Consider the following 12996-nt stretch of genomic DNA (forward strand, 5'->3'; position numbering starts at 1 on the left):
AATAAAACTCCTCTACTATCCTTCGGCTTTAACGCTAAATAAAAATACTGCCGATTCTCCTAAAATCACCTGGTCGCCTTCGTTCATGGGATGCCCTATCTGGGTAGAGTTTAGTTTTATCAACTTATCATCAGCAGCGATATGGATCTTGGTTTTATTACGCGGAGGTACGCCTCCTTCATCCGCAAAAATCATAAAGCACTCGGCATCCTTGTTCCATTCAATATGCGCATGCTGGCGGCTGATAAATTTATTGCTTTCATCATCACTAGTAGCCGGGAATATGATCTTATTTAACCGGTACGATCCATTATCCGTAACCGCTTTTTTATCCCGGCCAATATTGATCTTACCATCCGTCGCCTTAACAACATATTCTTCCTGTTCGGCCTCGCCATTCAATATCCGGATATAGGCTATTGCCGATGAAGCATTATGGGCAACCTGCCTGCGGGTATGCATCAGGAAAGCAGCGTCGAGCCCGGGAATTTTAGAAGCTTCGGCCGGAAATTCATCGGTGAATAAAACTTCTATCGTCCAGTCTTCCGGCAGATCAATAGCGTAATCATCTGCTATTCTTTGAACCTCATTACGGAAAACTTCTTTTTCGTGCACGTAAACCGCACCTTCATATAAATGCTTTTCTTCTGCAATGGGGGCAACGTACAGCAGCAGCTCTTTAATATGCCTGCCCTCGCCGCCTTCTACCTTTTGCAGAGCTTCCTTTATAAAACGCAATAAGGCATCGCGCAGGCTTTTTACATCCACAGAGCGCTTTTCGCCACCGCTTTTACTAAAAAAATTAAATGCCATGTTCTATATTTTTTATTGATTCACTTCTTCTGGTGTTTCTACATTTACCGGGGTTATGCTTTTCATATAACCTTTCTTGAGTAGGAATGGTATTACATGCTTACCAGCTAAATGCACAGCATCTGATGACCCTTTGGTTGATTCTACACGGATACAAACAACCATATTACCCTTTCCGTTTGCCTCGGGTGCAAAAAACACGTACCAGCCGTCGTTCACGCTTTTATTTTTTACAATACGCTCAGGCGTACCGCTTTTACCGGCAACCGCTATACCCAATATAGGTACTTTAGGCGCGCTTTGGGCTATCATGTACTGCTTCAACATAGCGGCGTAATCTGGCTTGTCGGCCAGTTTGATACCCTCTTTTACCGGCATTTTGGTTTTGCCAATGTTCAGTACAAAACGATTGGCCAATAGTACACCGTTATTAGCCACGCCCGATACCAGCCGGGCCACAGATGCCGGGGTAGCTATCAGCTCGCCCTGACCCCATGCCATACCCGAGATACCCTTAGCCCTGGTTTTATGGATATTGTTAGGGTCATAACGGGGCTTGGTATTAAATTCGGTTTTGCGCCACAGGTTACGCCATTTTTCTTCTTGTGCATCATTATCTGCCGGTTTATTATAATAGTAACCACCCACGCCACGCAGAAACATTCCTGTTTTCATGTAAAGGTTAACCATATATTCCTCTAAATGCTGTTGGTTGGCCAGCTTAATAAAATATACGTTGTTTGATTTCGCTATCGCCCGCTCCATAGTGATTACCCCGGTTTCATCCGGCTCTATGCCTTTGGTACGGATGCGCTCCGCAGTGCTCACATGATAGGTAACCTCAGCTGCAGCCATTCCAAGCTTGTTAAATGCCGACATAGCAGTTAACACCTTTGCCGTTGAGCCAGGCTGCGAGGCGTAGGTAAAGCCCAAATCTGTAGTGGTCATCCAGTTGGATAATTTATTCTGATCCGTCTGCGACATCGTTATCTGATCCCAGTTATGTACGGGCGGCAGCGGGTATTGTGCCGATACCAGTACATCGCCGGTACTGGCTTCCATCACTACCACAGATACGCGATTATCATACAGGGAAGTATCTGTTGCTATAGATTGCTGAATACTGGTTTGCAGATCGGCATCCATGGTAAGCTTTACATCGCGGTTGCGGTTTTTAAATGCGGCTACTTCAGGCCCGTTAATATCTGTCAGTAGCAGCGGCGCCAATGCGCTATAATCTTTTTTGGCCACCGTCATTTCCTTTACACCACGGGGCAAAAATCTGTCTTCCTGGAAACGGGATGCTTTTACATTGTAACTGGTGATAGGCATTTTAAAGCCGCGCAGCTCGGCGGCATGCTCGTACTCGGCAAAATAACCATTGGTGCTTCCGTTAAACACACCGGTATTTACATCTCCCGTCCAAAAAAACATTTGTTCTTCAAAAGGATAAAATCTTTCCAGTCTTTTGTGTTTGGCCGAGTCGAGGTCATAATTTCTTATACCCGATGTTGCCAATTTTGCTTTTTGCTTTTCAATCAGTTCGGGCCTGCTGGTAGCCAGTATCAACCCATTTCTATCCAATAGGGAACCAGCCTGCAGCTTGTTCATCAGGATAGCTATACGTGGGTTATAGCTAAACATCCGCAGTCCGCTTTTATCGGCAACCAGCGCCGGTTTAACCACCCACTTTTTATTGTCGGCACTGTAGCGCGATACATTCACCGTTAACAAAACCACCGCAGCCAATGCAGCTGCCAAAGCAGGCACCAGGTTTTTATCCTGTTGTTTGGTAATAAAGCTCATTTGCACCTGCGTACCTTTTACCATAGATACAGAGAGTAAAAAACCGGTAGCCAATAAATTAATTACCAGTGATGAACCACCGTAACTTTCAAAAGGCAGGGATACCCCCGATAACGGCAAAGCGCCGATTGATCCACCCGCGATGAGCAAAAACTGCACAAAGGTACATACGCCTATGCCCGCGCTGAGGTAAAAGAGCAGCGGCGTACCAGTTTGCCGCCCAATGATAATAGAGCGGTGGAGGTACAGCAAAAACAATATAAATACGGCTGCCATACCGGCCCAGCCAAACTCCTCGCCAATAGATGGCAATATCATATCGGTATGCGCTTCGGGTATGGTTTTCGCGAAACCCTGGCCCACACCTTCGCCGGTTAAGCCGCCGCCGGCCATAGCCCATAGGCCGTTGGCTACCTGGTCGCCACCGTACACTTCATTGTTCCACGGATCCTGCCAAATGGCTTTACGCTCAACCAACCTTTCAACCGGGCCGGGAATGATCTTATCCAGCCCCGGAATTTTATCAATAGTTAAAAACGCGCTCACCACAATAAGCGCCATAATAGCCGACTCGCTCAGGAAACGCGGTTTTAAAAATCCTACTAAACCCAGTATACCAAAAGTAATACCGGCGCTAAGCCAAACATTATCAAAAAACCAGGTGATCAATACAAACAAAACCACAAAACCGGCCATCGACAGGAAATCGCCGCGGGAGAAGGAGAACAGGATAATAAACGTGAAGCAGATCACCATTGCCGGGCCCAAATCGCCCAAAACTAAAAACAGCAGCAGGGTTATCACCGTAGCTGTTAAAGCAAATGAAAAAAACGACCAGCGTTTTCCCCAACTGGCGTACTGGCTGATGAATTTTTCGTTAGCCGCAAAAAATCCCGCCAGGAAAATAACGATCAAATATTTAACGATCTCGCTTGGCTGAAATCCCAAAAGGTTAACTTTCACTCCGCTCCCTTCTGGGCCGGTACCAAATAAAATAGTGCTGAACAAAATGCCCATCGCCACGATAGCCCAAGGCCAGCCGTTTGCCGCGCTGCGGGTATTTTTAAAAATTAGCAGCCTGTATAACATAGAATCGGCAGTAAGGCGGCGAAGATTGATAAACATCATCAGGCATACACCTCCAACGCCTATGCCTAAATACATCAGGGTATCTTTGGCTAAAAACCTATCCCGTAAAGGGTCCTGCAAACTTAGTAATGTAAGGAACGAGATGCCGGTGAGCATCATTACAAGGGGTAAAATCAATTGATCGGCCTGCGGATAACGAGTACTGAGCAAGATATGGATGAGGATGAAACCGGCAAAAAAGCTGGCTGCTATGATCCAGTACCAGGTATTAAAATCATCAATAGTACGAACAATGAATGCTCCTTCTTTTTTCAGGATATTAAAATCGCGGGTTGAAAGCAGCTTTATACTATGCGCCGACTGTGAAAAGTTAATGGTTTTATCGTCATTCAACTCAACCACCCCTTGCGAGCGACCAAACTCAAAGCCCGGTTGCAGGGGTAACAGTTCAAAGGCTTTATCGGTAGGCAGGTTTTTAAAGGCGTATTTACCGTAAGCATCAGTACGGGCAAAAGCAGTTAGCGATTGCAGCTGGCGTTTTTTATCGCCATTTAAAACATATATTTTTTTTGAAGCAACGGTATTTTCGGTTGTTGTATTTTTAGCGGCGGTTTCCTCGTCAGAGTAGATGCTATCCTTAGGCAATATCATATTCAGCCTAACCAAAACCCCGGCAACCAGCCCGTCTTTATGTTTAATAGTACCGCTAATGCTATACTCTCCCAGGCCCAGGTCATTTTGTGCGGGGACCTCTGGCGGGTGGCTTTTTTCCTGAGTAAACCGGATAGAATCATCACCTGTGTAACCCAGCAACTCGCGCGAATCCATAACTCTTTGCCTGAACGATTCGCCTCCTCGCTCCATGGCCTCATCGGCATTAACGTAATACCTACGTTTATTAAGCTCACCGGCGTTATCAAAAGCTGTGGCTGCATTTGCCTTACCCGCAATAGTTGATTGGATGTAATCAACATCCCTGGGGTCGTCAAAATAATACCCTTTTTTTAATAGCGCGGCTACATTCCTGGCGGGGTTTGGCGCATTGAGGTTTACAATGGTACCATCCTGCAGCCGTTTATCTACATCAACAAACTTCTGTTGCAAAACGGCATACAGTTTACCAAACAAAACAAGCAGCACAATGCCGGTAAGTAATAAAAACAGTCGCTCCATTCGCCTGCCTGGAGCCGCGGGTGTACCCTTATCCATTATTTTTTGATGACTTTGGGTAGTGAATCTATTTTGAACATACCGCCAAACAACCTGCCCGAAACGTATTTTTTATCGGGGAAAATATAGGAGGTTTGCACGGGCAAAGCGCAGTTATTAAACTGTACATATTTTAACACCAGGGCATCATTATGGGTTGCAACCGCCACCCGGAAACCATCAAAGGCCACACTATCCAACACCACATACTTGCTTTTGGTCGATAGCACTATACCTGGCCCGTTGTAGGCAGAATCCTTCCTGAACACAATTTTACCTTTTGCTTTTATGTACAAACTATCCTTTGCTATGTAAATGGAGTCGCTTAAAATAATAGGCTCCTTAAAATCGGCCTCAGATAATATAAGTGTATTGCCTTTTAATTTATTGAGGGTATCCTGCAGCTTGATCTCTCCGGCGCTTTTGGGCTTCACTGCTTTTATAGCAACAGGTGGCTTAACGTCATCATGCTTTAACTGCTGGTTTACCCAGTACTCCCACACAAATCCGCATAAAAACACCAGGAACAAAATAGCAAGCACGATCACCGTACCCCGGTTACTTTTTTGCTTTACCCGCAATATTGGCGGGGGATCTGGTAATTTAGGTTGATGTATGGGATCTATAATTTCTTCGGCAACCCTTGTTGCTGCCGCAGCTGCCGGACGCGTGGCATTTTGCTGGCGCGGAGCCTTATCATTGTGCACAAGCACAACAGTCACATTATCCTTGCCTCCTTTGCTATTAGCAGCATTAATTAGTTTTGCGCCCTTGTCTTCCAATGATCCGCTTCCGGTTAAAATACCTTTTATCAGGTTTTTATCTACCATATCGGTAAGGCCGTCACTGCATATCAGCAGCGTATCACCGGGTAAAAATGGTGAGTGACCGGTTTCTACAAAATCGGCATCCTTGGCTATGTTTGGGTCGAAACCAAGCGCTTTGTTAATCTCGTTACGTTTTGGATGATCCATTGCCGCCTCTTCGCTCAACCGGCCGGAGTCTTCCAGAAAACCTACAAAAGAATGGTCTTTTGATATTTTGATAAGCGAATTATCGCGCAGCAAATACAAGCGCGTATCGCCAACGTGGGCATAATAAAACTGGTTATTCTCTAAATCAATAACAGCCAGTGTAAGTACACAGGCCATGTTTGCAAGCTCTTTTTGCTGCAATTTACGGTCATAGATCTGCTTGTTGGCATTAATAAAAGTGTTTACCAGCAAGGGAGGAATGTTGCCTGCTATGAACGATAGATCTTTGATGATACACTCCCGTGCCATTTCTGCAGCTACTTCGCCGCCTACATAACCACCCACGCCATCAATAACACAAGCAATGATAAAGTCACCATCACCGGTTTTTTGAGCAATAAAGGCGTCCTCGTTATTATCCCGCTGCCTGCCCGTATCCGTTATCCCGAAAAAATTATTTGTCATGGTTTCTACTGGATTGTTTAATGTCAATAAAATGGGCCAGCAATAATAAAACGCATATTGCCAATATGCCAATTGATAATATTTGTGACATTATGCCTCGGGTTTAAATATGTTGATGCCGATGATACCATTCAGCAATATTTTTGAATTAAAAGGCAACTCTACCCATTGTGGTGAGTTTACATCACTGCGGGTAACCTCCTGCTCGTTGATCATGGTGAGCTCGCCAAATGAGGATAGGTACAGCTTGCCATCGGCTTTATTCATGCGGATACGCAGGTGCGGGGTATTTACCCAATCGCTCGGGATCTTAAATACCGCTGCTTCTTCGCGGGTTTCTTCATTACCAGATACTACTATATCCTCATTCTTCATCAGGAACTCTACCTTACGGCCCACAAACTGTTTATCGGGCATAATGGTATCCAGCCGGGCCAAAACCTGCTGACCGGGTTTCACTACATCCTTTTCATCATAATGCAGCTCGTTGGAGTAAGGGAGTTCATAATAGCCTTCGCTGTAATAAGTAAAGCCTTTCAGGATATCATTACTGATATCTAAAGTTTGGGCAACACCCGTATGGCGGGGGATAAAAGTAACCCGCAGGTTCTCTTCCTTTTTATTGCTACCGGGCAACAGTTTACCTATAAAACCTTTATCGCCCTTGGCATAATCTGGATGTGATACCAGCCTGAACACCCATTTTGAGCTGGATGGCTCTACCTTTTTACCAACCTCCTGGTGTTCGCGAAGGAGCTCATAAAACTTCTTTACCGACTCGTGAACTATAATACCAAACAAGCCCGAGCGGTTATTGATAAACTCCTGGTAATCTTCCTCGTTAAAACTGATGATATATTCATGGTAAAACACCACGCGATCGGCAAAAGAAAGCTGGCCAATTGATTCCCTGAATTTTTCGATAATGTACATGTAAACATCATCGGGTGTGAGTGATTTATTATTTACCGCGGCAACAGCGGCAGCTTTTCCATTTGGCAGAAACCAGTCCTGCAAACCTATTTTTTGCCAAAATGTAGATTTTGATTCCATTCCGAGGATCTTTAGAGATTAACTATCATTAACTAAAAACTCAATTTTGTTGTATCGGCGGCCTTTACACTATCGCGATAAAATTGCGGATCGCTTTTGGGTTTGTGCCTCACTCCCCTGAGTATTGAATCTGCAATTGAATCAACCTCGGGCGGAATGCTTGATGCATTATCATTGTTAACGGGTTGATTTACGTTGCTATCCGGTTTCGCTTTATCAACCTGTGCCGGCTTAACAAAGTGGCTTAAAGTATCTCTTGGCGGCTGCGATGATTTAAAAAAAGTATTGTAGATACCCCGCCGGTGTTTAATAGCCATAACAGACGAAAACCCGGTAAGTGCTACCAATAATACAATTAAACCGATAAATACCGGTCTGGAGATCCGCACCGCGTGCTTGCCAACACCAACCGGCGACTCTGAACTATTGGGTATAACATCCCCCCCCTTTGCACTTTCGGCCTCCTGGTAGTAAAGCAGTAAGCCCTGCAGGCGTTCGTTCTCCTTGAGCAATACCGATGCGTTCCATGAATCATCAACCTGGTTGCTGTTTACCGCTGAAATACTGCTATGTACCAGGGCATCCTGCAGTTCAATACCGCTCGGGAACCTGTGTTCGGGCTCTTTTTCCAAACATTTAGAAACAATTTTAAGCAGCCAGGCCGGCACCAGCATTTCATGTTCCTTCTTTTGATCATTCCAGCTGGCTGGTAAATTCTTTTTACGCAGCTCCATTACATCGGGCACCTGGTTATCCATGTGCGCCAGCATTACCGCGTTGCGGGCGGTTTCGCCGTTATCACGCAATGGGAAAGGCACTTGCCCTCCAATCAGTTCATACAGAATAATGCCATAGCTGTACACATCAGTCTGGAAATACATCAGCCCTTCATTCTGCTCGGGAGCCATAAACTCTATGGCGCCGGCATGGCGAATACTGGTACGCCGCTGATCATCAGACATTGCCGAAAGGCCAAAATCCAGCAGCACATAGTTGCCTGTATGAACGTTGAACTTTACGTTATTACTTTTAATATCGCCATGCTTTACCGAAACCTTGTGGCAGTGTGATAGGGCATTAGCCAGCTGATCGGCCAGTTTAATGATCTCTTTAATGGTAAAGATGGGCTCATGCGGTGGCTTCAGCAGATCTTCCAGATCGGGTCCATCAATGTACTCCATCTCGATGAAAGGGAACGAGCCACTCTCGGTAATGCCAGAGTTTAAGATCTTAACCACATTGGGGTTAGGCTCTTCGTTTACCTTTTTTAGTTTTTCAACCTCGTTCTGGAAGTTTCTAAAATTCTTATCGTCGGTACTTTCGGTATGAATAGGGGTCGGCAATAACTTTACCGCCGTGATGATGGGGCCGTAACGCCTGCCTTTATAAACAGAGCCTTGCCCGCCCGTTCGCAAAGCCCCCATATTCTCCAAGCCTTCGGTTATTGTAAATACTTTGCTCATTGAGTTATACTTGCAGTGCTATAAGGTTAAAATAACAATTGTTAAACTTTGTTACCTCAACATAACGCACACATTAGTGTTTGGTTATAAAAATATGAAAATTTATATGCAGATTTCAGATGTGCAGATTTTAGATGTGCAGATTTCAAATGTGCAGGTTACAGATCTGCAGATTTCAGATGATTTTCATCTGAACATCTAAAATTTGCATATCTATTTTTCATCTGCACATCTGTAATCTGCACATCTGCACATCTGAAATTTGCACATCTACTTGATACTTATTTCATCCACCAACAGCCAGGCTTTTGCCCCGGCAATGTACTCGCCCGGCGGAATAACGCCTTTATTGGTACCTTTTACCCTGATGTACCGGGCTTGCAATGGTTTTATATTCGCCCTCACCGCATTAATGCCATTGGCGGTAAATTCCGTTTGGCGATAAACTTCGGTATAGGTTTTCCCATCTTCGGATACTTCAAAAGTGAGCAGCGACGGCTCCCACATTTTTTGCCAGTGGTATTTTAAAATATTGATACCCAGTTGTGATACTTTTTGCACCGAACCAAGGTCGACCAGTGCATCCAGATCATCGCCGTTAAAACCGTACCATTGGCCATCGTTATAAAGCTTATTCCCAAACACGCCGTTTACCAGGCCAGAGATATCGCCGGTGTTATAGGTACCTTTAGGCTGATTTACCAGCGTTACTGTTTTGCCAACCGCTTTGTGCATGTTAAAACTTTGCATGTATGTGCGCCCTGTTTGTTTACCATTACTGAACAAAGCGGCTTTGATGTTGCCCGATGAGGTGATGGTTAAGAGTTTACTATATAATTTACTTTTAAGCCCCGGTGCCGACCCATCGGTTGTGTAAAATATTTTACCACCCGGCAGGGTTGTATTAAGACTAAGCGATGTTTGATGGTTTGCTTTTGTGCCTATATCGCCGGTTATTTCGTCAAAGGTGTTGGCGGCATTGATGTTGAGCCTTTGCAGCATTGGGTGCTGATATCTTAACCGCTTCAAAAACCCATCATAATCCTTATTCTCCTTTGCTGACCACCCCACCTCGGCCAGAGCCAGCATCCGGGGGAATAGTTGCCGCTCGGCCTGTGCCGGGCTGGTCATGTACTCACTCCATGCATTGGCTTGTACCCCTTTAATGTAGGTGGCTTCATCGCCGGATAGCTCTTTGGTTATTGGTTCATAATTATAAACCTTGCGTAGCGGCGTGTAGCCCCCGCCTGCAATTGGCTCGGCAGCGTAAAGAGACTGGTAATAATCCAAGTACACATATTTCTCGGGGGTCATGATAGCGTCGTGGTGTTGTTTGGCTGCAGCTATGCCACCCTCCTCGCCCGTCCAGCTCATTACGGTTGCGCCGGGGGTTAAGCCGCCTTCTAATATCTCATCCCAGCCAATAATTTGCCGGCCTTTACTGTTCAGGTATTTCTCCATGCGACCAATAAAATAGCTTTGCAGCTGGTGCTCATCTTTTAAATGCTCATCCTTAATTCGCTTTTGGCATTTGGGGCAGGTTTGCCATTTGGTTTTTGGGCATTCATCGCCACCTATATGAATATATTTTGATGGAAATAGCGGCAGCACCTCATCCAGCACGTTTTGCAGAAATATAAAAGTTTCATCATTACCGGCACAATACACATCATCAAATATGCCCCAGTAGGTAGCCGTTTTATACGGACCACCGGTACAGCCCAGCTGCGGGTAAGCAGCCAGTGCAGCCAGTGCATGCCCGGGCATTTCAATTTCAGGGATGATACTGATATGCCTTTCCATGGCGTATTTTACAACCGCTTTAACTTCGTCCTGCGTATAGTAACCTCCATATCGTTTGCCATCAAACAGGTGCGGGCTATCCCTTTTATGCCCAATGATAGTTTCATCCCTATAGGCCGAGATGCTTTGCAGTAATGGGTATTTCTTTATTTCTATACGCCAGCCCTGGTCGTCGGTAAGGTGCCAGTGAAAGGTATTGATTTTGTACAGCGCCAGCATATCTAACCATTTTTTAATGGTTTCCACATCAAAAAAATGGCGGCTTACATCCAGGTGCATCCCACGGTAGGCAAAGCGCGGATGATCTTCAATGGTGCAGCCTTGTACGGTTATTTTTCCGTTGGATGGTTTCAGCAATTGAACAAGCGACTGCAGCCCATAAAATACACCGGCCTCATCATGACCAATTATTTTTATCTTTTTTTGAGTGACGATTAGCCGGTAACCTTCTTTTGCAGTGATGGCCAAAGAGTCGATATCTAAATTGATAGAAGGAATTACCGATTTATTATTTACCGACAGCGTATGCCCTGAAAGGGAATGGAAATACTGATTAAAAAAACTAAGATTGTTGACATCGATACCATCACCAACAGCTATTCCTGTTGCCGGGGAGAAAGCAAATACAAGATTACTTTTTTCAACTTTGTAAGGCTGTGGAATTATGCCCTGCTCTTTAATTTGTGCCGATGCACTGCTGATGAACAATACCAGGACTAAAGTTTTTACCAGGAACTTACAGGAGTTAAGCAGCTTTATCATCAGTATAGATTTATAAAGCCGAATATAACTGATTATAGCGACGGTATGATATTATCCCAGAAAATTACAAGCTGCCTATAGCCTTGCGGTAATTATTTATGGCGGTAATAATAGATTGTACAATTTCGTTCTGCCCATCGGGAGAGTTCAGGTAATCCTCCTCCTCGGGGTTGTTAATAAAACCTGTTTCAACAAGTACGGCGGGCATAGCGCTGTGGGCCAGTACCAATACGCCCTGCTCTTTTACCCCCTCGCTTGAGCGGCCGTTGGTGTCTGTAAACTCGGAGTTCACCAGGTCGCCAAACAGGATACTTTGCTTGCGGTATTTTTGAATATAGGCGTTTAGGATAATGGCATTTGAAGGGTCGCTTTCATCATAGCTCTCGTAGTTTTGCTTATAGTCCTTCTCGATAAATATAGACGAGTTTTCTCTTACGGCCTCCTCCTGCTCTTTCAGCCTGTGAAAACCATAAACCAGCAACAGCACCCCCTTGCGTTTATGTGCCGAAGCCGCGTTACCCTCCGGCGATGAATTGCAGTGGATAGAAATGAACAGGTTACCATGATTCTGGTTGGCTATGGCCGATCGCTGATTAAGCGGAATAAAGGTATCATCGGTACGGGTCATGATGGTGTTTAGTCCTTTGATGCCTGTATCTATAGCTATTTTAAGTTTTTTGGCGATTGCCAGCGTCACATTCTTTTCAACAGAATAGGAACCACGCGCGCCGGGGTCTTTACCACCATGACCGGCATCTATGATAACCGTTTTAAACCGGAAGGCTGAACTAACGGGAATAGTATCCCTGCCGGGTGCGAAAGAGCAAAGACAAAAAATCAGGGACACAAAGCAGCAGTTAGCAGCTATAATATGTAAAAGCTTTTTATTCAGGATCATTTTTTTATAGCCTTTTTACTGCACTTGGGGCATAAACCCGTTGCATATAATGTAAAACACCGGGGCTCAAACCCGGGGGGAAGGTTGATGGCCGGCAGGTGCAGATCATTCAGGCAATACACATTTTTGCATTCGGTACAATTAAAGTGCAGGTGCTCATCGTGATGATGCTCCTCGCTGCAATTGGATGAGCAGAGGGCATAGTTGGCTGTACCGTTCAAATCAAATACTTTGTGAATGATTCCTTTTTCCTCAAACGCGTTGAGGATACGGTACAGGGTAACCCTGTCTATATCATTCATCACACTTTCCAGATCGGGCTGGGAAGTGGCCGCGCTGCGCGACGACATCATGGACAACACCCTTAGTCTTGGGGCTGTTTTTTTTAAATGATGCTTGTTCAGCAAATCTTCAAAGTGAAAATTATTACGGGTTTGTGCCATTTAACCTTTCGGGGAGTAGTGTTTTATAAGGATACAAATTTAACAAGAATATACAATGGTTTAAAATTGCGTACGAGGTTAATTTGTAAATCCCCGATTGCATGTATAACGCTGAATTAAGGATGAAATTGCAAACCTGTAATTGAGCTATACAAAGCGCGTTTCACCCCGCAGGCAAAACATGCTCAACAGCTTTTCATTCAGCAACTATCTTGCTT

Annotated in this window: 8 protein-coding genes; all 8 read right to left on the reverse strand. The window is 44.9% G+C overall.

All coding sequences use genetic code 11. The annotated features are described in order from the left end of the window. Nucleotides 1-15: 15 nt before the first annotated feature. Nucleotides 16-813 carry an FHA domain-containing protein gene (locus tag AC1DYB_RS15930; protein WP_477436363.1) on the reverse strand — a complete coding sequence of 266 codons (798 nt, stop codon included), beginning with the start codon at nt 811-813 and terminating at the stop codon, nt 16-18. Between the two features lie 12 nt (nt 814-825). Further along, on the reverse strand, nt 826-4917 hold the full coding sequence (locus tag AC1DYB_RS15935) for an FtsW/RodA/SpoVE family cell cycle protein (protein ID WP_477436365.1): 4092 nt from the start codon (nt 4915-4917) through the stop codon (nt 826-828). After that, nucleotides 4917-6356 (reverse strand): PP2C family protein-serine/threonine phosphatase, encoded by a 1440-nt coding sequence (locus tag AC1DYB_RS15940; protein ID WP_477436367.1) that lies wholly within the window; start codon nt 6354-6356, stop codon nt 4917-4919. Before AC1DYB_RS15940 ends, AC1DYB_RS15935 begins: the two co-directional genes overlap by 1 nt. A gap of 90 nt (nt 6357-6446) precedes the next feature. Beyond that, nucleotides 6447-7409 carry a hypothetical protein gene (locus tag AC1DYB_RS15945; RefSeq protein ID WP_295719105.1) on the reverse strand — a complete coding sequence of 321 codons (963 nt, stop codon included), beginning with the start codon at nt 7407-7409 and terminating at the stop codon, nt 6447-6449. A gap of 32 nt (nt 7410-7441) precedes the next feature. After that, on the reverse strand, nt 7442-8872 hold the full coding sequence (locus AC1DYB_RS15950) for a serine/threonine protein kinase (protein ID WP_477436369.1): 1431 nt from the start codon (nt 8870-8872) through the stop codon (nt 7442-7444). 270 nt (nt 8873-9142) lie between these two features. After that, nucleotides 9143-11437, reverse strand: a complete 2295-nt coding sequence (locus tag AC1DYB_RS15955) for a glycoside hydrolase family 20 protein (protein ID WP_477436371.1) — start codon at nt 11435-11437, stop codon at nt 9143-9145. 64 nt (nt 11438-11501) lie between these two features. Continuing rightward, nucleotides 11502-12335 (reverse strand): N-acetylmuramoyl-L-alanine amidase family protein, encoded by an 834-nt coding sequence (locus AC1DYB_RS15960; RefSeq protein ID WP_477436373.1) that lies wholly within the window; start codon nt 12333-12335, stop codon nt 11502-11504. Then, nucleotides 12332-12778: a Fur family transcriptional regulator gene (locus tag AC1DYB_RS15965; protein ID WP_295719095.1), complete on the reverse strand. Its 447-nt coding sequence runs from the start codon at nt 12776-12778 to the stop codon at nt 12332-12334. The genes AC1DYB_RS15960 and AC1DYB_RS15965 overlap by 4 nt, the downstream gene beginning before the upstream one ends. Nucleotides 12779-12996: the final 218 nt, after the last annotated feature.

It is taken from the genome of Mucilaginibacter sp. P2_A4 (genome assembly GCF_056405015.1).